Origin of the sequence: Beijerinckia sp. 28-YEA-48, assembly GCF_900104955.1 — a bacterium.
Classification (GTDB): Bacteria; Pseudomonadota; Alphaproteobacteria; order Rhizobiales; family Beijerinckiaceae; genus Terripilifer.
Map to the genome: position 1 here is coordinate 2964828 of NZ_FNSI01000001.1, position 20398 is coordinate 2985225.

Consider the following 20398-nt stretch of genomic DNA (forward strand, 5'->3'; position numbering starts at 1 on the left):
AGAATATGGGAGGCAACAATGACCAATCCAAGACGGGCAACGTCCCCGCCAACATGAAAAAGCGCGCCGAAATGGCGCGCTTTCCAATTTGTAATGTTGAAGCCTGGATTATTTCGGCAGGAAACCGACGTCCTTCGAACCAACCAGGTCGATGTTCAGGCTGGCGGCGAAGCGATGACCGCACCAGTTGGAGCGCAGGCTCGGCGTCTGGCCAGGCGTGTTGCCCGACGGATCAGCCGTCGCCATGTAGCAGCCGTTCTTGTTGAGCGTCGAACCGAAATAGCGCAGATCCAACGTGAACTGGTTCCAGGTATACGAACCGCCGACATTCCAGGCCGTGTACTTCGGCAGCTTGACCGGCAACGCGAAGAACGCATTGAAGTCGGTGCCCGCCTTCAGCGGATGCAAGTTCATGTAGCCCCACTCGCCGGAGATCGCGAAGCCAGTATCACCGAAGGTGTATTTGGCGGTCGCCGAGGTGTAGAGCGAATGCGTCTTATAGTTGAGCCAATTAGGCGAGTAGTACGCCATGGCCCCAATGTTCAGTTCAGGCGTGATTTGGTAAGACGGCTTGACGAAAAACTCCCAGTAGCTCGGATCCTTCGGCGTGGTGGCGCAGAAACCACCCGGGAACGGGCAGCGGGCGCCCGCCGGCAAAGCCGCGAAGCTTGGATTCATGAACGTCGTGGTGGCGCTATCGGTCCAATAGCGATCCTTATTGCCGGGATAGAGATAGTACTGCGCACCGACATCGACGGTGAGATCACCGAAGGAGAAACGGACACCCGGAATCAGATCGATCTCGGCGAAGGGGTTGGTCGGCTGATTGACCTTCCACATCTGCGCGCGGGTGTAGAGCTGGATCATCGGGTTGATCTTGTACTGCAGCTCCGCGTAGCCCGTCACACTCGGCTTGCCGTCAGACTGCGAAATGCCGCGATACACGTTGTCTGACATCACGCCGATACCGAAGGCATAGTCAAAACCAAGAGCGGCTGGCGGCGTCGGAGGCGCCGGCGGAGCCTTGGCGACACCGAGGTCGGCGGCGAAAGCCGTTCCAGAAAGGGCGGCAGCCGTCACAACCGCGACCGCCAGGGATTTGAACCTCATCAACATGCTCCGTCAGCAGGAAAATTCCACACCGACAGAAGAATTCTAAGTCCCCTGCATCGCAAGGCGAACTGTTATGCATCGTGCCTATGTACTAGGCATTTGACGGGTGAAACACATGATTGGAGGAGATTGTTGCAAGATTGCAACAACCCTGCATATCGCATTCGCATTATTATGCATTCGCCGTTCGCAATAGCCGGGCTTTTGTTCAAGCGCCTGATTTCACTCCCATGAAAGCCGGCTGCTCGCCGCAATTGGCGGGCGATCTGATCCGCTGCTGAATTCTTGAGCAGCGGGATCATGGCTCGAACCGGAGACAACCTTCCCGCTGCCTCGATTGGCAAATTCCCCAAGCAAAGGCATGATTCGGAGAACAACGAGACAACGGGGGAACGACATGGCGGGCGATCATCCAAGGGATCACGGCTTCGCGGCATTGCGCGATATATGCGGCGAGGTCCTTCAGCCCCGGCTGTCGCGACGCGGCCTCTTCGGAGCGGCGGGAGCGCTGGCGGCGACTGGCTTTGCCGGGGATTTGATGCCGGAAGCCGTGGCGCAAACGCCGACGGCCCTGCCCGTGCGCGGCGAATTCGTGATCCGTAACGCCTATATCCTCAGCGTCGACCCGACCATCGGCGATATGCCGCGCGGCGACATCCATGTGCGTGGTGGCGACATCGCCGCCGTCGGGCCGACGCTCGCCGTGCCGCCGGGCACGATGGAAATCGACGCCGCGCGCATGATCGCCATGCCGGGTTTCGTCGAAACCCACTGGCATTGCTGGAACAGCTTGCAACGCAATTGGCTGACTCCCGAGGCCGGCTATATGGCGACCAAAAACGCCACGGCGAAATTCTATGCGCCGGCCGACTTCTACAATAGCGACCGGCTTGCCTTCGCCGAAGCCATCAACGCGGGCATCACCACCACCTATAATTATGCCCATAACGTCATCTCGGCAGAACATGCAGCCGCCGAGATGAAAGCTCACACAGATTCAGGCATTCGCGGCATTTACGGCTATGGCTGCGCCGATCTGCTGCCGGCGGCACAAGCGATGGATATCACCGGTCTGCGGCAAGCGCACAAATTGTGGGAGGCTGGCGCGACGCGCGATAAAGAGCAACTGCGCCTGGGCGTCTCATTGCGCGGTCCACGTTCGACAACACCGGAGGTTTTCGACGCGGAAATGAAGGCCGCGAAAGAACTCGGCTTGCCGATCATCTTTCACGCCGGCCAATCGCCATCATCAACCGTGTCGACGGAGGCATTGAAAGCCAAGGGCTATCTGACGCCCGATCTGACCCTCGTGCATTATGTTCTTGCCACACAAGCGGACCGCGACAATCTGGCCGCCGCCGGCATGTCGCTGAGCTACACAGTCCATGGCGAATTGCGGGTGCGTGCCCGCGATCCAGCCGAACAGTTCTTGCACATGGTGGCCAGCGGCGTGAACGTCTGCCTGTCCTTCGACGGCAATTCGATCTCGCCAGTCGATATGTTCTCCTCCATGTGCCTGGCCTGGGACATGGGCGCACCGAAAGACGGCACCTCCACGGAAAAACTCACGGCCGTCGATTTTCGGCAAGTCCTCAACATGGCGACGATCAACGGGGCCAAGGCCATGGGCTATGACAAACTCATCGGCACGCTGACGCCAGGCAAACGCGCCGACATCATTCTGGTGCGGGCGGACGATCTCAATATGGCGCCTTTCGGCAATGTCGATTGTGCTCTGGTGCGCTCAGCCAATGCCGCGAATGTCGATACGGTGATCGCCGACGGCCGCATCATGAAGCGCGGTGGCAAACTCGTCGGCATCGACCCGCAAGGTGTCATCCGGGCAGCGGCCGCGTCCGCTCACGCCATCCGCAAGCGCGCCGGCGGCCGCCTCATACCACAGGAAAATGAGCCACGCGGCTATTGAGCCGGGGGCCCGTTTCGAGAGCCGGCGGCATCGGGCCACCATGAGCCCAGTCGAGCAATTCGACCGTGTGCACCACGGGGATGGCCGTGCCGCCGCCGATCTGGGTGATGCAGCCAATATTGCCGGTGGCGATAATATCGGGCCGCAGGCGCTCGATGTTACCGACTTTGCGATCGCGCAGGCGCCCGGCGATCTCCGGCTGCAGGATGTTGTAGACGCCGGCTGAACCGCAGCAGATATGCCCCTCCGGCACATCGCGCACGGTGAAGCCGGCATTGCGCAGCAGACGCTTTGGCTCATCGCGAATCTGCTGGCCGTGCTGCATCGAACAGGCTGAATGGTAAGCGACGGCGCGCTTCGGCGCGTTGTGCGCAGCGGGCAGATTGAGCCGGTCGAGATATTCGGTGATGTCGCAGGTGAGCGCACTGACGCGGCGCGCCTTATCCGCATAAAGCGGATCGTCGCGCAGCATGAAGCCGTAATCCTTCACTGTCGTGCCGCAGCCCGATGCGGTGATGATGATCGCTTCGATCCCCTGCTTGTCGATGGCGGCGATCCACGCGTCAGTATTGCGGCGCGCGAACTCCAGCGCCTGCGCCTCGCGCCCCATGTGATGGACGAGCGCGCCACAGCAGCCTTCCTCCGCGACCCGCACCACTTCGATATCGACACGCGCCAACAAACGACGTGCGGCGGCATTGATAGCCGGCTGCAACACGGGCTGGGCGCAACCCTCGAGGATCGCAACGCGGCGATGGTCGGCCCGCGAGACAGCCGCAGGCTCCGGCATCACGGCCGGTGAGCGCGATGGCGCCAGCGCCACCATGGCGGCAAGACGTTTACCGACCAGCGGCACATGCGCCAGCACGGGGCGCAGCGGCTTGGCAAACAAGGCGGCGCCAAGCGCCAGCCGGAAGCGATTGCGATAGGGCAGGATATTGGCGAGGACGGCGCGCAACAGGCGATCGGTGAAATCACGCTTATAGGTCTGCTCGATATGCGCCCGCGCATGATCGACCAGATGCATGTAGTGCACGCCAGAGGGGCATGTGGTCATGCAGGACAGGCACGACAGGCAGCGGTCGATATGCTTGACCACCTCTTTCGTTGCCGGCTTGCCGCCTTCCAACATGTCCTTGATGAGATAGATACGGCCACGCGGACTGTCGAGTTCGTCGCCCAGCAGCAGATAGGTCGGACAGGTCGCGGTGCAGAAGCCGCAATGAACGCAGCTGCGCAGAATCTTTTCCGAAGCCGCCATATGCGGATCGGCCAGTTGCGCGGGTGAGAAATTCGTCTGCACGATTCAGAATCCTAGTCAGAGTCCAGCGTACATGCGGCCGGGATTAAGGACGCCATCAGGATCGAAGCTAGCCTTGATGCCGGCGGTAAGCTTCATCAAGGCAGCATCCTGCGGCTGGAAAACGTCGAGCGTGGCGCGCAGCGCGTCGGAAGCGCGCATCAAAGTCGCATGGCCATCGCGGCCCACGGCCTCGCGAACAGCGGTGTGGTTGCCCCCCTCGGCACAGGCAATCCAGATCAGCCCCCCGCCCCAGTCGAGCAAATGACGGAACGACAATCCTGACCTCAGTAATCGGGCGAGTACCAGCGGGCTCTGCGTCGGTGCGACGGAAACGCGCCAAAGAAGATCGCTATTGGGCTGCGCCAGATATTCGACGTCGCGAATAGCGCGCCACAGCATACGCGATTCATCGTCCTCGATTTCGCTCGCTCGCCCGAAATGGCTGAGAGCCTTGGCGAGTTCGCGGGCGCGATAGGTGATCGACTCGGCGAAATGCTCCAGCCGCAACACCGTGCGCGCCTGATCCGCGCCCATGCCTGCAGGCAGATGCGCGGCGGCGCTGACGGCGAAAGGCGAGCCGAGCGCAGCCGACATCGCTTCGACCGCACGCTTGTCGTCGAGGCCTTCGAAGATCAGGGTCAGCGTGCGCTCAGGTTTTGGTAGAGCCTTGAAAGTGACTTCGGTGAGAAAGCCCAAGGTGCCGTGGGCACCACAATTGAGCTTCACCAGATCAAGGCCGGTGACATTCTTCATCACCCGGCCGCCGGACTTGACGATTTCGCCACGCCCATTGACAAGGCGCACGCCGAGCAGAAGATCGCGCGCCGCGCCGGCCTGAATGCGGCGTGGCCCCGACGCGCCCGTGGCGACAATGCCACCGATGGTCGGCGCGCCCGTGCTGCCGTAAATGGCGCGATGATCCATCGGCTCGAAGGGCAACATCTGCCCCTTCTCGTCGAGCGCCGCCTCGATCTCAGCCAGCGGCGTGCCGGCGCGTGCCGAAATTACCAGTTCCGTCGGCTCATAACGGGTGATGCCCGTGAGGCCGCCTGAAGACAACGTCTCGTCGGTCTGCGTCGGACGGCCGAAGGGCGCGCGCGTCCCGCCGCCCGCGATGGCGAGTGTCTGCCGGGACGCCTTGGACGCGCGGATGGCCTCGGCTGCCTCCGCCTCGCTTGTCGGAACGATGGTCACGCCGCGATCCGTCCATCCAATGGGAAGACTTTCGCCGGGTTCAACAGCCACTGCGCGTCGAACACGGCGCGCACGCGCATCTGCTGCACCAGATCGGTTTCAGTGAACTGATGGCGCATCAGATCACGTTTTTCGATGCCGACACCATGTTCGCCGGTGAGGCAACCGCCCGCATCGACGCAAAGCTTGAGGATGTCGTTGCCGGCGGCCTCCGCCTTGGCCTGCTCTGTGGGATCGTTGACGTTATAGAGAATGAGCGGGTGCATATTGCCATCGCCGGCATGAAACACATTGGCGACACGCAAGCCATAGCTGGCGACGATCTCGCCGGTGCGCTTCAACACATAAGGCAATTGGCTCGTCGGCACGGTGCCGTCCATACAGATATAATCGGCGACGCGGCCGGTGGCGCCGAAGGCCGACTTCCGGCCCTTCCAGATCAGCGCCGTCGCCGTCGCCGACCGCGACTCCTTGATCACTTTGACGCCGTAGCGCCGGGCGATCTCGCAGATACGCGCCAGCTGCGCCTCCATCTCGTCCTCGGAGCCTTCGACCTCGACAATCAGCATGGCTTCGACATCGAGCGGATAGCCGGCCTTGGCGAAGGCCTCGCAGATCTCGATGGCGGGCTTATCCATGAACTCCATCGCCACCGGCACGATGCCGGCGCCGATGATCGCGGCGACGCATTCGCCCGCCGCTTCGCTTGATTCAAAACCAAACAATACCGGTCGCGCGCCTTCCGCTAGACGCAGGAGCCGCACCGTCGCCTCGGTGACGATGCCGAGCTGGCCTTCCGACCCGACGATCAGGCCCAAGAGATCGAGCCCGGCGGGATCAAGCGCCTGGCCACCGATCTCAACGACCGTTCCATCGATCAGCACCATTTTGACGCCGAGGATATTGTTGATGGTGACGCCATATTTCAGGCAATGGGCGCCACCGGAATTCATGCCGATATTGCCAGCGATGGTGCAGGCGAGCTGCGACGAGGGATCGGGCGCATAGAAGAATCCGTCCGGCATCACCGCATCGGAAATCGATAGATTGGTGACGCCTGCCTCGACCAGCGCGCTACGATTGGCATAGTCGACGGAGAGAATACGATTGAGCTTGGAGACGCCGATGACGACAGCGTCCTCCTGCGGAATGGCGCCGCCGGCCAGCGATGTTCCCGCGCCGCGCGGCACGACCTTGACGCCTTCGCGATGGCAGAACGCCATCACCGCCGCGACCTCCGTGGTGTTACGCGGCAAGGCCACGGCGAGCGGCAGCCGGCGATAGGCGGTCAGTGCGTCGGTCTCGAAGGCGCGGCGCTCGTCCTCGCTGGTGACAAGGCAGTCCGACGGCAAAAGCTTCGCGAGGCCGGCGACGATTTCGTCACGGCGGGCGAGGATCGCCGGGTCAGGCGTTGGGAAAGCGATGGAGCTCATGGTGTGCTCCGGAAAATGTAACGGATCATGCCGCCATTGTAGCGCTCTGCCAGCCGTGCCACAAAGGGCTATGTTGGATATCTTCGTTGCCCAGGTGCCCAAAAGACGCCCGGCGACCCAGACCGTTGCGGACCGCTAACGTGACCGAAAACTCGCAAATCCGTGCGGCTGCTCCGAAAGTCGGCCTGTTCGTAACCTGTCTTGTCGATGCCATGCGGCCAAGCATCGGCTTTGCCGCTGTCAAACTGCTGGAAGATGCCGGCTGCGAGGTCATCGTGCCGGCGCAGACCTGCTGCGGCCAGCCAGCGTTCAATTCTGGCGACCGGGCGACGACGCGCGATATTGCCTTGCAGGTGATGGATGCCTTCGCCGGCTGTCGCTATGTGGTGGCGCCATCGGGCTCCTGCGGCGGCATGCTGGCGCGGCATTATCCTGAACTGTTCCAGGACGATCCCGGCCTGTCGGCCAAGGCGCGCGCTTTCGCGGCGAAAACCTTCGAACTGATCAGCTTTCTCACGGACGTGATGAAGGTCGAGCGGGTCGAAGCGCGGTTTCCCAAGCGCGTCACCTACCACGACTCGTGTTCCGGCCTGCGAGAGCTCGGCATTCAGGCGCAGCCGCGCAAGCTGCTCGCCAGCGTCGAGGGGCTCGATCTTGTCGAGATGCAGGAAAACGACGTGTGCTGCGGCTTCGGCGGCACGTTCGCGGTGAAATACGGCGAGATTTCCGGCGAGATCGTCGGCAAGAAAGCCGAGAACATCGAGGCGAGCGGCGCTGATGTTCTGCTGGCGGGCGATCTCGGCTGCCTGATGAACATGGCCGGCAAGCTGTCGCGCGACGGTAAAACCGTGGAAGTGCGGCATGTGGCGGAAGTGCTCGCCGGCATGACCGACACGCCGGCCATCGGCGCGCCGGAGGGCGGACGGGCGTGAACGAACAATGGCATGTGGTCGCCGTTCTGCTGGCTGGCCATTTCATCACCGTGGCGACGCCTGGACCCAACAGCACCTTCATCCTGCAGATGGCGCTGCACAGCCGGCGCGCCGCCCTCATCGCCGCGCTCGGCATCTTTCCCGCCGGTGTGCTGTGGGCCAGCGCCGGCCTTGCCGGCATGGGCCAGTTGATCGCCGCAGCCCCCATGCTGGAAACGTTCCTGCGAGTCGGCGGTGGTGCTTACCTCTGCTATATCGGCTGGCGGATGATCGCCCGCTACCGCAAAGGCGCCGTCGTCACCGCCGCCACGACGACGCCCAGCGTCTGGTCGCTTCTGGGCATGGGTTTCACCACCAATTTCCTCAATCCGAAGGCCATCGCCTGGTACACCAGCATTTTTGCCGCCACGGGCGCGTTTGAGCTGACGACACCCTATCGGATCGGTGTCATCCTCGGCATGCCGGGCCTCGGCTTTCTGTGGTACCTTTTCATCGCGACCATCGTATCGAGCGCGAAGGTGCGTGGCGTGTTGTCAGGATCGACCCGCTGGATCGATATCGTGTCCGGCATGATGATGATCGCCTTTGGCGGCAAGCTGCTCGCGTTCGGTTAGGGAGACCGCCTTTCACCATGAGCGTCGTCGCCACCTCCTCGCAATTCAAGGACAATGCCCACCGCGCTTTGGGCGACGGGCAATTGCAGAAGGCGCTGGGCAATGTCCGGCACAATTTCATCGACCGCCGCGCGCAAGCCGCGGCACGGCTACCGGAATTCGAACCGTTACGCGATCAGGCGCGCGATCTGCGCGATCATGTGCTCGCCCATCTCGACGTCTATCTCGACATCTACACGCAGAAGGTGAGCGAGGCGGGCGGACATGTGCATTTCGCCCGCACCTCCGAGGACGCCTGTCGCATCATCGTCGATCTCGCCAAGGCGCGCGGTGCGAAAACCGTCACCAAGGGCAAGTCGATGGTGTCGGAGGAGATCGGCCTCAATGCTGCGCTGGAGCGCAACGGCATCGAGGCGGTCGAGACCGATCTTGGCGAATATATCATCCAGATCCGTGGCGAGGCGCCGTCTCATATCATCGCGCCGGCGGTGCATCTCAACCAGGAAGACATCGAGCACGATTTCCGCCGGCTACACACCTGGCTGCCGAAGGATCGCGATCTGACAGCACCAGAATCCCTGCTGGCGGAAGCGCGCGCCACCTTACGGGCGAAATTTCTCGCTTCCGACATCGGCATCACCGGCGCCAATTTCCTTGTCGCCGAGACGGGCACATCGGTCATCGTCACCAATGAAGGCAATGGCGACCTGACGCAGATCCTGCCGAAAGTGCATGTGGTCGTCGCCTCGATCGAGAAGATCGCGCCGACCCTGGAAGACGTCTCCGGCATATTGCGCGTGCTGGCGCGTTCGGCCACCGGCCAGGACATGTCGGTCTATACAACCTTCTCCACCGGTCCGCGCCGGCCGAACGATGTGGACGGGCCGGAGGAGTATCATGTGGTGCTGGTCGACAACGGCCGCTCCAACATGCTGGGCACGGATTTCCAGGAGATGTTGCGCTGCATCCGCTGCGGCGCCTGCATGAACCATTGCCCCGTCTATCATGCGGTCGGCGGCCACGCCTATGGTTGGGTCTATCCTGGCCCCATGGGTGCGGTGTTGACGCCCTCGCTGATTGGCGTCGATCAGGCCGGTCATCTGCCGAATGCCTCGACCTTCTGCGGGCGCTGCGAAAGCGTCTGCCCGGTGCGCATTCCTCTACCAAAACTGATGCGCCACTGGCGCGAGCGCGAGTTCGAGCGCCACCTGTCCCCCGTGACCGTGCGCAGCGGGCTGGCGCTGTGGGCGTTTTTCGCCAAGCGGCCCAAGCTCTATGGGCTGGCAACGCGCATCGGCGTGAAAATGCTGGCACTGGCCGGGCGGACGAACGGCCGCTTCACGTGGCTACCGCTTGCCAGCGGCTGGACGAAATATCGCGACATGCCCGCGCCGCAAGGCCAGACATTCCAGGCGCAATGGAAACGCCGTGGGGGAGCGGTGCGATGAGCGACGCGCGCGACGACGTTCTCGCCAACATCCGCCGCTCGCTTGGCGTCTCCGCCCATGACGCGGGCCGCCGGCAAACCGCCGAAGCGCGCATCGCCGCCGCCACCAAGGGCGTTCTGCCCAAGCGAGGCGAAGGCGATCTCGAAACGCGCGTCGTGACCTTTCGTGCGCAAGCCGAGAGCGTTTCGGCCAGCGTGGTGCGCGTGCCGGCAATCGCCGACGTTCCCGGCGAAATCGCCCGCTTCCTGCGCACCAACAACCTGCCCGCCACCTTGCGCATGGGCGATGACGAACGCTTAGGCGCCCTGCCCTGGGCCGAGACAACGATCGACATCTCGAAAGGCCCGTCCGACGGCCACGACTTGAATTCGGTCAGCCACGCGGAAGCCGGCGTTTCCGAAACGGGCACGCTGGCGCTGTTCTCGGGCGCTCACAATCCGACGAACTTGAATTTCCTGCCCGACAATCACATCGTCGTACTCACAGCCAAGAGCATCGTGCCAAGCTATGAAGCGGTGTGGGACACGGTGCGGGCACGCTATGGCAAAGGCGTGATGCCGCGCACGGTCAATTTTATCACCGGGCCATCACGCTCCGCCGATATCGAGCAGAAAATGCTGCTCGGCGCCCATGGGCCGCGCCGGCTGCATATCGTCATCGTTGGGTGAGGTCTATTCCGCGAACAGGGTCTCGGGCGTCACGGGCCGATGGACCATGTTGAGGTTTCCGCTTTCATCAAACCAGAGCGCCGCCGGACGATCCCAATACAGTTCGACACCATTTTGATCGGGATCGCGGAGGTAGATGGATTCGCTCACGCCATGATCCACTACGGCATCGATTGAAATGCCCGCAGCTTTGAGACTTAGAAAGGCGTCACGAAGATCGCTGCGTTGATCGAAAACAATGGCAAGGTGATATAAGCCGGTCGTATTGTGTGGCGGCGGTGTGCCGTCGCGGCTCTGCCACGTGTTGATGCAAATATCGTGGTGATAGCCGTCATAGGCGAGGAAGGCCGCCTGCTCGCCGATACGCTTCGTCACTTTCAGTCCGAGAACGCCTTGATAAAAGGCAAGCGAACGATCGATGTCCGCGACTTTCAAATTCACATGGCCAATGCGCGCCGCGCGAACCGCATGTGGCGCTGCTTGATCTTCTTTCATGGGGGTATTCCTGACTTGCACGGCCACCTATCGGCGGTGGCAAAGCGCTCTGTCGATTGACTGGCTTCACGTTCAGCGGAACCGAAGTCAGCTCTTACGTCGCATAGGATGCGACAGGCTACTGCATTTGCCGGACCTTCTGTTTCCGCCAACACCCATGCAGACTATATTTCGATATATCTAATGTCAAGATATATCGAAACTTGTTTCCAGGCCGCGCGCCGCGCGACCCGGAGTTTTTGACCTCATTTGCCCATCAGGAGCTTCACGCCGATCAACGAAATATCGGGGATGTAGGTGATCAGCGCCAAGGCAAACAGATAGACGAACAGGAAGGGAATGATCCCCCTGTAGAGCGTCTTCAGCGGAATGCCGAGCACCGACTGGGCCACGAAGATATTGATGCCGAACGGCGGATGGAACAGACCGATCGCCAGATTGACCGTCACGACAATGCCGAAGTGAACGGTGTCGATGCCGATCGCTTTGACCATCGGGATCAAAAGCGGCGTCAACAGCAGAATCGCAGACAGCGGATCAAGGAAGCAACCGACCGCCAGCAACAGCACGTTGATCGCCAGCAGGAACATCCAGGGCGCGACGCTGTAATGCTGCAGCCAGTTTGCCATCATCGCCGGCACTTGGTTGGCGGTGAGGATCCAGCTGAACACGCCGGCGCAGGCGACAATGATGAGGATCTGCGCTGAGAACACCGCCGTCGCGGAGGCCGCTTCGACAATGTCCTTGAAGGTCAATTCGTGGAAGACGAAACGCGTCACCAGGCCAGCATAGATACAGGCGACGGCCGCCGCCTCTGTCGGCGAGAACACGCCGCCGTAAATGCCACCGAGAATAATGAACGGTGCCCCCAGCGCCCATAGGCCACGCCGGGTCGCATAAACGAAACGTTTCCAGTCAAACGGTGAACCACGGCCAATGTCATGCCGGCGGCAATACCAGATGACATAGGCCGCCAGCAGGCCAGCGATCAGCAGCCCCGGGATGATGCCGGCGGCGTAGAGACGCGGCACCGATTCCTCGGCCGCCGCGCCATAGACGATCATCGGAATGCTCGGAGGGATGATGATGTCGATGGCGCCGACGGCGGTGATGAGGCCGGCGGAGAAGTGATCGGGATAACCGGCCTTGCGCATGGCCGGATACATCACCTTGCCGATGGTGGCGACGGCCGCGGCGCTAACACCTGAGATAGCGCCAAAGATCGTCGTCGTGCCAACGGTGGTAATGCCAAGGCTACCGCGCACCGGGCTCGCCGCGCTCTGGACGAAATCGACGAGGCGCTGAGCGACGCTGCCGCGCCCCATCAATTCGCCGGCATAGATGAAGAATGGCACGGCCAGCAGCGCGAACTGGTTGATCGTGCCGAACAAATTCTGATGCAGCACCGCCGGCTGAATGCCCATCACGAAGATGAGCATCGCCGTGACGCTGGTGAGAAGGACAAGGAAGATCGGAAAGCCGAGGAGCAAAAGCACCAACGGCACGACAACGAGGGAGAGGGTCATTGACGCTGCTCCAAAGCTGCCGATTCCGGATCTTCAATAGGGGGAGCACCAAAGCCAGCCGCACGCAGGATCAGCATAATGATGACCAGCGCCAACCCGATGAGGACAGCCGAATGCGGAATCCACATCGGAATATGGGCGACGTCGCTCTTGGAGCTGAAAGCAAAAATACGTGTGACATAGAACCAAGAAGACTGGGTGATGGCATAGCCCACCACGGCGATGGCCAGAGCCGCCTCGATCCACGCCAGAATGGTTTTCACCGGCTTGGGAAAATTGATGACAATGGCATCCATGCGCAGATGCATATTGCGCCAGGTGACGATGCCAGCTCCGAGGAAAGCAATCCAGATCATCGTATAGACCTGAAACTCCTCGGCGCCGAGCAGGCTGTGGTTGAACACATAGCGCCCGACGACATTGGCGAAATTCAAAAGAACGATGGCAATAAGTGCAACCCCGAGGGTCACCTCCAATATACGCATCAACGATCCAACGACCCTATTAATCATGGGTTCCCCTACCCTCGTGTAGCGCGGAGGCCCGGGCTTGCGCCCCGGCTTTCCGCTCATTCCGTGATCGCAAGCCTATTGAGCGCGCAAGCGATTACCTGCGGCGACAATGGCGTCATAGTCTTCCTTGAACCCAGGTGTGGCGGCAGAAACCTGTGGCACCACGTTGGCGACAATATCGAGATATTTTTTCTGCTCTGCGGCGCTCAGTTCAATGACCTCGCCGCCGTTCTTCTTCCAGACCTCAAGCCCGTTGCCGATCTCGCTCTTGACCGACGGCACGATGGCAAGCGCGGCCTTCGCGGCTTCTTCGCGGACGATCTTCTCGAGGTCCGGCCCCAGCGACTTCAAAAAGGCGCTGTTGACCAGAACTGGCGCGATGATCACCGTTGACGGAACAGCCGTCAGCGCTTTGGCGACGTCGAAGAACTTGAAGGTCGTAAAGGCCGAGAGACCAGCGATGACACCGTCGATCGCTTTGTTCTGCATCGCCGACAAAACCTCGCCGAGCGGCATGGACAAGGGCGAAGCGCCGGCTTTGCGCAAGGGCTCGAGATGCAGTGGGGCGCCGCCGGGCGTTCTGATTTTCTGGCCGGCGAGATCGGCGATGGTGCGTATCGGCTTATGCGACAAAACGTAAAGCGGCGTGACGGTGACAAAGGCGATCGATTCAACGCCCTTATCCTTGCCAAAACTGCTCAGGCGTTCGCGGATGGCCGGATCGGCAAAAAGCCTCGCGTTGAAATCGAAGTCCTCGAACAGGCCGGGGGCATCGAACACCGAAAAGCGCGGCTCCAAACCGACAAAGAAACCTGACGCCACCGTCACCATTTCGATGGTTCCGAGCGCCGTCCCTTCGACCGTCGAGGGAATGCCTCCGAGCTGCCCGGCGGGATAAAATTCAATCTTGATCTTGCCGCCCGACCGCGCGTCCACACCGGCGGTAAACGCCTTGGCCCATTCCTGGGACGGATCATTGACGGTCGCCGAGGATATCTTCAGCTTGATTTGGGCTTGCGCCTGCACCACTCCCATCATGAGCAGCGGCAACGCGAGCGCAGCCATCCTGAACCCTGGTCTCATAGCATCCCCTCCCCAGTGGACACCGCTCAAGCGCGACACCGCTCCCGCACCCCTCCGGCGCGGATCGGCCTGCTTGCGCGCGTGCAAGTCCGCCATTAGGGCACGCTGACCTGATTGCAGATAGATGCCAAAAGTGTTCCTCCGATACCCAGAAAGCATCACCCAACGCCATCCGGCGATTGCTCCGTCCGAGCCCCTTCCGACTGGTGGATGGCAGGCCCGTGCATCGCGCGGACCTGCTCGATCGGCTACTGGCCGCGCGCTTTCTGCGATGCGGTCAACAGAACATCGTAATCGGCCTTGAAGTTCGGATTGGACGCATAGACCGCCGGCAGGATCGACACGACATTGTCGATGTATTTCTTCTCTTCCTCGGCCGGCATCTTGATGACTTCGCCACCATTCTTGCGCCAGACATTGAGGCCAGCGGTCTCATCCGCCACACCCCACGGCACGATGGCGTTTTCGGCATTGACCGCTTCTTCGCGCACGATCTTTTCCAGATCAGGCCCGAGCGACTTGAGGAAGTCGCTGTTGACCAACACCGGCGCGACGATCACCGAGCCTGGCACGGCGGTCAAAGCCTTGGCGACATCGTAATATTTGAAGCCGGTGAACACCGAGAGACCGGCGATGAAACCATCGATGGTCTTATTCTGCATGGCCGGCAGCACTTCACCCAGCGGCAACGACAGCGGCGAGGCATTGGCCTTGCGGAACGGTTCCAGATGCAGCGGCGCACCGCCCGGCGTGCGGATTTTCTGGCCGGAGATATCGGCGAACTTGCGCACCGGCTTGTGCGACAGGAGATAGAGCGGCGAGTGAATGAAATAGGCGATCGGCTCAACGCCCTTGGTGCTGCCGAATTTCGACAGAACGGCGCGCGCCGTGGGATCGGACAAGACCTTACGACCGTGCTCGGTGTTATCGAACAGGCCCGGCATGTCGAGAACGAGGAAGCGCGGCTCTAGGCCGACATAGAAGCCGGACGCGAGAACCACCATTTCGATGGTGCCAAGCGCCGTGCCTTCGACCGTCGCGGGAATGGGACCGAGCTGGCCGGCGGGATAGAATTCCACCTTGATCTTGCCACCGGCGCGCTTCTCGACACCGGCAGCAAAGGCCTTCGACCATTCAGCCGACATGTCATTGACGGTTGGCGACGAGATTTTCAGTTTGATTTGCGCCTGCGCTGCCGTCGACAAACCAACAGCCATCGCCGCCGCGAATGCGGCGCCCAAAACCTTGCGCATGAAAGAAGCCTCCACTCCCATCTGCAGGCGCTTAGCCCTCCGCCAGCGCGTGCATTTGCACATACTCTTACACGGAAGAGCCTATTTGTCACCGCATTCGCTGCGTTTTGGGCGTTTTTTCTTTTAAATCTACCTGTATCGGCAGGCGGTATGCTTGATCTCAACCATTTTTCTTGAGCGTTAATTTTCCGACTTAATCGTAAAAAACTGAGTTAGCAAAGGCACATGACGGAAACCGTCGGGGGTCAGACCCGCATCGTTGTGAGCATAGGCTCGGCCTTTGGCGCCGGCACCTCTTGACGCGGTCGCCGGGCATAACGCTGGGCCAAAGTCGCGCAGGCGAAGAGCTGCGCCTGGTGGAACAGCATCAGCGGCAGAACGATGAGACCGAGCGCCTGGCCGGGGAACAGAATGTTGGCCATCGGAATGCCGCTCGCCATGCTCTTCTTGGAACCGCAGAAAACGATCGCGATCTCGTCTTCCTTGGAGAAGCCGAGCCTGCGGCTGACGATCGTCGTGATCGCCAACACGGCAGCTAGAAGCACGACATCGAGCACGACGATCAAGATGAGATCGTTGGCCGTCACCTTCGACCAGATACCCGCCACCATGCCTTCGCTGAAGGCATCATAGACGACGAGCAAGATCGAGCCCCGGTCGACCAGCGACGTTAGCGTTTTGTGGCGCTGCAGAAAGGCACCGATGAAAGGCCGCAGCACTTGGCCGGCGAGAAACGGCAGCAGCAATTGCACCGCAATGCTTTCCAACGCCTTGGTGCTGAAGCCGACGCCTTTTGAGTCGAGCAGGAGCATCACCAGCAAAGGGGTGACCACCATGCCGAACAGATTTGAGACGGAGGCGCTGCACAGCGCTGCCGGGACATTGCCACGGGCGATCGAAGTGAAGGCGATCGACGATTGCACGGTCGAGGGCAGCACGCAGACGAACATCAGCCCCAGGATCAGATCATGCGGCAGCCAGGCGCCGAACGCCCGCGTCAGACCGAGGCCAAGGAGCGGGAAGAGCACATAGGTGCTGCCGAAGACCAGGGATTGCAGCCGCCAGTGCAGCAACCCATCCCAAACCGCGCGCGGCGACAGCCGAGCGCCATAGAGGAAGAACAGGAGCCCGACAGCCACGGACACCGCATCGTTGGTCACGTCCGCGCCCACGCCCCGTGCCGGCAGGATCGCTGCCACGCCGACCGTGGCGACCAGAGCGACGAGATAGGGATCGATGCCCAAACGGGCCAGTAAGCGGCGGAACATGTGATCAGTCCTCAGAAAATGATGACCTCCTTCTAACCCCTCCCGCGCCTATTTTGATCCAGACTGGACATGATATCGGTTATCATGAATTATAATAAGCATGGCATTAGAACCCCGCCCCCTCGATCCCGTTTTGCTGCGCAGCTTCCTGAAGGTCAGCGAAACCCACAGTTTTACCGAGGCTGCCCGCCAGCTTGGCCTGCAGCAATCCTCGGTCAGCCAGCACGTGGCGCGGCTGGAGAAGCGGGTCGGGCGACGCTTGCTGGCCCGCGACACCCATGAAGTCAGGCTGACGCCGGATGGCGATGCGATCCTGCCGCTCGCCCGGCAGGTGCTGGAAGCGGGCAACCGCATCGAGCGCTATCTCAAGGGCTCGACCCTGCGCGGGCGGCTGCGGCTCGGCGTCTCGGAGGATTTCGCCTTCACGGCGCTACCCGACATCCTCGCCGAATTCGCCATGCAGCATCACGCGGTCGATCTGGAACTGACGGTTGGCCTGAGCGGCCTGCTCTACGAAAAATACGACGCGGGCGATCTCGACCTGATCTTCGCCAAGCGCCGCAAGGGCGACGAGCGCGGCGAGGTCGCCTGGCAGGAGCGCCTCGTCTGGGTCGGTCGGCCAGGTTCGCGCCTGGCGGAGCAGACCGTGGTGCCGCTCGTGCTCTATCCACCGCCGAGCATCACGCGGGTCCACGCCATCGAGACTTTAGAGCGCGCCGGCCGTGCCTGGCGGGTCGCCTGCACCAGCGACAGCCTGGCGGGCCTGCGCGCGGCGACTGTCGCTGGCCTGGGCGTCACCGCCCATTCGGCACGGCTCATTCCGCCAGGCCTTGTCGAAGTCGAGCCGAAAGAGGCATTGCCCCGGCTGGGCTCGATTGAGTTCGTGGTGGTCGGCGGCCAATCGCACAAGGAGGCCGAACGGGCGCTCGCGGCAAGCATCCTGTCGGGCACAAGCCGCCTGCTCTCAGCGGCGGCAACGGAGCGCCGCTCAGCTAGCAGTTCTTAGGGCATTTTCGAGCGAAGAAGAGCCAGGCAATGACGGATACGATGGCGATGTCGAGACATCGCCATCACTCTGTCAGTCCACCTTCGACCAGCCGAAAACCAGCCATTTGTACTGCGAAGTCTTATTCGGCTCGGCGGTGTAGGTCATTTGGAGGTCGCCGCCTTTGGCGTAGATATCGAGTCTGGGTTCCGTGTCGAGCTTGAGCCACAAGGAATCGTTCTTGAAGGACCAGGTTCCACACCATACGCACGGCCCTGACGCCGGATCACCGGGCTGGTGAAAATTGTAGCGACCGTCCGCCTTGATCTCCAAGTAGTCGAACGCACCGTAAAACGTGGTCACTGTCTGCTGAAATTTGGTTGCGGCCGCTTTCTGCTTCTGCGTGGGCGTGCCTTTCAGATCTCGCGGTGGCCGGATCGCAGATCCATTGAGTTTCCATTTGCCAATGAAATCATTTTGGGCTGGAAGAAATTCCGTTTGAGCCTGTGCCGATGAAACGGGAGCACAAATAAAGGACAGCCACGTGGCGGCTAAGACCGTCGCCACCGCTTTTGCGCAATTCAAGATAGCCTCCAAATTGAGTTCTAAGAGTTTAAATCAAAGCCACCCTGAATGATTATGGCGCTATACGCAACGCTCAATGAAACACTGATCGGATGCAAATGAAAGATAAACACCTTTGTGCCGCAAAGCTTTCTTGAATTCATTCCGCAGAGAGCTTTTCGTTTTGATGAAATCAAAATCGAACTTTAGCCTTTTGTTTTGACACGCCTTCTTCATGCAAACCGAAATTGCAATCATGCTTCGCTCGGAAAGCGCTCTCGCTGAGCGACGATCGCCCAGGACGCCAGCGTCATCCAGCCGTCATCGCTGCATCATACGTGAACCGAAGCTTCTCGCCCGATCAGAGACACGGTTCATGTTTCGCACCGCGACTGCCTTTGCACTTCTTCTCTCGGTAGGACTGCTGCCCGTTCAAGCGGAAGACCCGCAAGCCTATACGACCGAGACCGCCGCCTCGTTTCCCGCACCCGAGGCTCGACAGGCTGTCGCTGTCGATGCCGACGCCTTCTATGCGATCACCGATCGCTCGATCGGCCGCTATGACAAGAAGACGGGCGCTAAACTCGCGACGTGGACCGACGCGAAAGATGGCCCCTTCGTTCATCTCGACAGTGGTGTCGTGGTGGATGGCAAGCTTTACGCCGCCCATTCCAATTATCCTGAATCGCCGATGACAAGTTCCGTCGAGATTTGGGATGCCGCGACGCTCAAACATATCGGCACGCGCAGCTTCGGCATCGATCGCGGCTCGCTGACCTGGATCGACTATCGCGATGGTGTCTGGTGGGGCGCTTTCGCCAATTACAATCGCGTCTTCGGTCGCAGTCCGTTGGCCTATGGCAACAAGTACAACACGCAGATCGTCCGCTTCGATGCGGATTGGCGCGTCGCCGAGGCCTGGGTGCTGCCCTCACAGTTGATCGAAAAATTCGGGGATATGAGTAATTCCGGCGGCTCGTGGGGGCCGGATGGACGGCTCTGGATCACCGGCCACGATCTGCCGGAACTCTATGCGCTGGAATTGCCCAAGGCAGGCTCGGTGTTGCGCTGGGTCGGCACCGCACCCGCCAATGTGGCCGGCCAAGGCATCGCCTGGGACCGGACGCAGAAGGGTGTGATCTGGGGCGTCATTCGCGACAAGGTGAAGGGTGAAAACCGCGTCACCGCCACCCGTGTGCAGCTGCCCTAGTTCGAAAGCTTGGCGACCGCCCGCTTGAGCTCGCGCAAGTCTTTCCAAGCCAGCCGTTTGTGGGACGGCTGGCGTAACAGATAGGCCGGGTGCAGCGTCGCCAACGCCCGAATGGTGCGGCCGCCCTCGCCGCCTTCCATTGGGAAATCACGCCAGACACCGCGCGCGCGCATGATGCCTTCCTTGAGGTTCAGCAGCGTCTGCGCCGCCGAGCCGCCGAGGCAGACGAGAATGGCCGGGTTCACCAAGGCGATTTGCCTGTGGATGAACGGCAGGCAGATGGCGGTTTCCTGCGGCGAGGGCGTGCGATTGCCTGGCGGGCGCCACGGCACGACATTGGCGATATAGACGTGGCTGCGGTCCATCTCGATAGCGCGCAGCATCAGGTCGAGCAATTGCCCGGCCCGGCCGACGAACGGCAGGCCCTGGCGATCCTCGTCGGCGCCCGGCGCTTCGCCAACCAGCATGATACGGGCCTGTGGATTGCCGTCGGCGAAAACCAGGCGATTGGCCGTGCGCTTCAGCGCGCAACCGTCAAAACTCTCAAGCGCCGCACGCAATTCATCCAACGAATGGGCGGCGGAGGCCAATTCGCGCGCCGTGCGCGCGGCCTCATCCGGCGGTGGCGCCGCCGTGGCGCTCGGGCGGGCAATCTCGCCCTGCGGCAGGCGCGACGGCAATTGCCGGGCAGGCGCGGTCGCTTCCGCCGGCTGACGCCGCTCGGCCCGCACCGGCGCGGGCTCGGCGGCGACCTCGGCAAACCGGTCGCGCGGCTGTTCGCCGACCGCGAGGTCTATGCCCATATCGGCATACCACCTCGTGATCGCGATCAATTCGTCGCGCGTCAGATTTTGAACGTCCATTGCGGCC

The 20398-nt window shown here is 61.4% G+C and carries 19 protein-coding genes; 7 read left to right on the forward strand and 12 right to left on the reverse strand.

What is annotated here, in order from left to right; all coding sequences use genetic code 11:
• Positions 1–108: 108 nt before the first annotated feature.
• On the reverse strand, positions 109–1110 hold the full coding sequence (locus BLW50_RS14135; protein ID WP_170850154.1) for a TorF family putative porin: 1002 nt from the start codon (positions 1108–1110) through the stop codon (positions 109–111).
• A gap of 400 nt (positions 1111–1510) precedes the next feature.
• On the opposite strand from BLW50_RS14135, the gene BLW50_RS14140 reads away from it, so the two are divergent.
• The gene (locus BLW50_RS14140; RefSeq protein ID WP_170850155.1) at positions 1511–3040 is read left to right on the forward strand and encodes an amidohydrolase family protein; all 1530 of its coding nucleotides are present in this window, start codon (positions 1511–1513) and stop codon (positions 3038–3040) included.
• Here BLW50_RS14140 and glcF read toward each other — a convergent pair.
• The 3 genes from glcF to BLW50_RS14155 are packed head-to-tail and all read right to left on the reverse strand — an operon-like array spanning position 3006 to position 6970.
• Complete coding sequence (gene glcF, locus BLW50_RS14145) at positions 3006–4343, reverse strand: glycolate oxidase subunit GlcF (RefSeq protein ID WP_090703548.1); 1338 nt, start codon at positions 4341–4343, stop codon at positions 3006–3008. The two genes, BLW50_RS14140 and glcF, sit on opposite strands and share 35 nt — an antisense overlap.
• Positions 4344–4358: 15 nt before the next feature.
• Positions 4359–5537, reverse strand: a complete 1179-nt coding sequence (glcE, locus tag BLW50_RS14150; protein WP_090703551.1) for a glycolate oxidase subunit GlcE — start codon at positions 5535–5537, stop codon at positions 4359–4361.
• On the reverse strand, positions 5534–6970 hold the full coding sequence (locus BLW50_RS14155; protein WP_090703554.1) for an FAD-linked oxidase C-terminal domain-containing protein: 1437 nt from the start codon (positions 6968–6970) through the stop codon (positions 5534–5536). Before BLW50_RS14155 ends, glcE begins: the two co-directional genes overlap by 4 nt.
• Before the next feature lie 140 nt (positions 6971–7110).
• On the opposite strand from BLW50_RS14155, the gene BLW50_RS14160 reads away from it, so the two are divergent.
• From BLW50_RS14160 to BLW50_RS14175, 4 genes are read left to right on the forward strand one after another with little or no spacing between them, the layout of a single operon-like run.
• Positions 7111–7902 carry a (Fe-S)-binding protein gene (locus BLW50_RS14160; RefSeq protein ID WP_244544239.1) on the forward strand — a complete coding sequence of 264 codons (792 nt, stop codon included), beginning with the start codon at positions 7111–7113 and terminating at the stop codon, positions 7900–7902.
• A complete protein-coding gene (locus BLW50_RS14165; protein ID WP_090703557.1) occupies positions 7899–8516 on the forward strand; it encodes a LysE family translocator in 618 nt (205 codons plus the stop codon). The genes BLW50_RS14160 and BLW50_RS14165 overlap by 4 nt, the downstream gene beginning before the upstream one ends.
• A gap of 17 nt (positions 8517–8533) precedes the next feature.
• Positions 8534–9964: a LutB/LldF family L-lactate oxidation iron-sulfur protein gene (locus tag BLW50_RS14170; RefSeq protein ID WP_090703560.1), complete on the forward strand. Its 1431-nt coding sequence runs from the start codon at positions 8534–8536 to the stop codon at positions 9962–9964.
• Positions 9961–10632 (forward strand): LutC/YkgG family protein, encoded by a 672-nt coding sequence (locus BLW50_RS14175; RefSeq protein WP_090703564.1) that lies wholly within the window; start codon positions 9961–9963, stop codon positions 10630–10632. Before BLW50_RS14170 ends, BLW50_RS14175 begins: the two co-directional genes overlap by 4 nt.
• Before the next feature lie 3 nt (positions 10633–10635).
• On the opposite strand, the gene BLW50_RS14180 is transcribed toward BLW50_RS14175, so the two are convergent.
• From BLW50_RS14180 to BLW50_RS14205, 6 genes are all read right to left on the reverse strand, one after another.
• Entirely contained in the window at positions 10636–11127 is a 492-nt protein-coding gene (locus BLW50_RS14180) for a VOC family protein (protein ID WP_090703567.1), read from the reverse strand.
• Positions 11128–11372: 245 nt separating this feature from the next.
• Positions 11373–12653 (reverse strand): TRAP transporter large permease, encoded by a 1281-nt coding sequence (locus tag BLW50_RS14185; RefSeq protein WP_090703569.1) that lies wholly within the window; start codon positions 12651–12653, stop codon positions 11373–11375.
• A complete protein-coding gene (locus tag BLW50_RS14190; RefSeq protein WP_090703572.1) occupies positions 12650–13225 on the reverse strand; it encodes a TRAP transporter small permease in 576 nt (191 codons plus the stop codon). Before BLW50_RS14190 ends, BLW50_RS14185 begins: the two co-directional genes overlap by 4 nt.
• 15 nt (positions 13226–13240) lie before the next feature.
• Entirely contained in the window at positions 13241–14230 is a 990-nt protein-coding gene (locus BLW50_RS14195) for a TRAP transporter substrate-binding protein (protein ID WP_170850156.1), read from the reverse strand.
• Between the two features lie 266 nt (positions 14231–14496).
• A complete protein-coding gene (locus BLW50_RS14200; RefSeq protein WP_170850157.1) occupies positions 14497–15501 on the reverse strand; it encodes a TRAP transporter substrate-binding protein in 1005 nt (334 codons plus the stop codon).
• A 245-nt stretch (positions 15502–15746) separates the two neighbouring features.
• On the reverse strand, positions 15747–16769 hold the full coding sequence (locus tag BLW50_RS14205; RefSeq protein WP_090703583.1) for a bile acid:sodium symporter family protein: 1023 nt from the start codon (positions 16767–16769) through the stop codon (positions 15747–15749).
• Between the two features lie 100 nt (positions 16770–16869).
• On the opposite strand from BLW50_RS14205, the gene BLW50_RS14210 reads away from it, so the two are divergent.
• Entirely contained in the window at positions 16870–17775 is a 906-nt protein-coding gene (locus tag BLW50_RS14210; protein WP_090703585.1) for a LysR substrate-binding domain-containing protein, read from the forward strand.
• 72 nt (positions 17776–17847) lie between these two features.
• Here the strand turns inward: BLW50_RS14210 and BLW50_RS14215 are convergent, their stop codons facing one another.
• Entirely contained in the window at positions 17848–18339 is a 492-nt protein-coding gene (locus BLW50_RS14215; protein ID WP_244544240.1) for a hypothetical protein, read from the reverse strand.
• 355 nt (positions 18340–18694) lie between these two features.
• Between BLW50_RS14215 and BLW50_RS14220 the strand changes: the two genes are divergently transcribed.
• Positions 18695–19528 carry an NHL repeat-containing protein gene (locus tag BLW50_RS14220; RefSeq protein ID WP_090703588.1) on the forward strand — a complete coding sequence of 278 codons (834 nt, stop codon included), beginning with the start codon at positions 18695–18697 and terminating at the stop codon, positions 19526–19528.
• Here the strand turns inward: BLW50_RS14220 and BLW50_RS14225 are convergent.
• On the reverse strand, positions 19525–20391 hold the full coding sequence (locus BLW50_RS14225) for a uracil-DNA glycosylase (protein WP_090709115.1): 867 nt from the start codon (positions 20389–20391) through the stop codon (positions 19525–19527). The genes BLW50_RS14220 and BLW50_RS14225 overlap by 4 nt on opposite strands.
• Between the last annotated feature and the right edge of the window lie 7 nt (positions 20392–20398).

Coding starts and splice junctions, on each gene's coding strand:
- BLW50_RS14200 (WP_170850157.1), bottom strand. CDS start 15,501: ATGCGCAAGGTTTTGGGCGCCGCATTCGCGGCGGCGATGGCTGTTGGT.
- BLW50_RS14170 (WP_090703560.1), top strand. CDS start 8,534: ATGAGCGTCGTCGCCACCTCCTCGCAATTCAAGGACAATGCCCACCGC.
- BLW50_RS14185 (WP_090703569.1), bottom strand. CDS start 12,653: ATGACCCTCTCCCTCGTTGTCGTGCCGTTGGTGCTTTTGCTCCTCGGC.
- BLW50_RS14195 (WP_170850156.1), bottom strand. CDS start 14,230: ATGGCTGCGCTCGCGTTGCCGCTGCTCATGATGGGAGTGGTGCAGGCG.
- BLW50_RS14155 (WP_090703554.1), bottom strand. CDS start 6,970: ATGAGCTCCATCGCTTTCCCAACGCCTGACCCGGCGATCCTCGCCCGC.
- BLW50_RS14225 (WP_090709115.1), bottom strand. CDS start 20,391: ATGGACGTTCAAAATCTGACGCGCGACGAATTGATCGCGATCACGAGG.
- BLW50_RS14220 (WP_090703588.1), top strand. CDS start 18,695: ATGTTTCGCACCGCGACTGCCTTTGCACTTCTTCTCTCGGTAGGACTG.
- BLW50_RS14205 (WP_090703583.1), bottom strand. CDS start 16,769: ATGTTCCGCCGCTTACTGGCCCGTTTGGGCATCGATCCCTATCTCGTC.
- BLW50_RS14135 (WP_170850154.1), bottom strand. CDS start 1,110: ATGAGGTTCAAATCCCTGGCGGTCGCGGTTGTGACGGCTGCCGCCCTT.
- BLW50_RS14190 (WP_090703572.1), bottom strand. CDS start 13,225: ATGAGCGGAAAGCCGGGGCGCAAGCCCGGGCCTCCGCGCTACACGAGG.
- BLW50_RS14175 (WP_090703564.1), top strand. CDS start 9,961: ATGAGCGACGCGCGCGACGACGTTCTCGCCAACATCCGCCGCTCGCTT.
- BLW50_RS14180 (WP_090703567.1), bottom strand. CDS start 11,127: ATGAAAGAAGATCAAGCAGCGCCACATGCGGTTCGCGCGGCGCGCATT.
- BLW50_RS14210 (WP_090703585.1), top strand. CDS start 16,870: ATGGCATTAGAACCCCGCCCCCTCGATCCCGTTTTGCTGCGCAGCTTC.
- BLW50_RS14140 (WP_170850155.1), top strand. CDS start 1,511: ATGGCGGGCGATCATCCAAGGGATCACGGCTTCGCGGCATTGCGCGAT.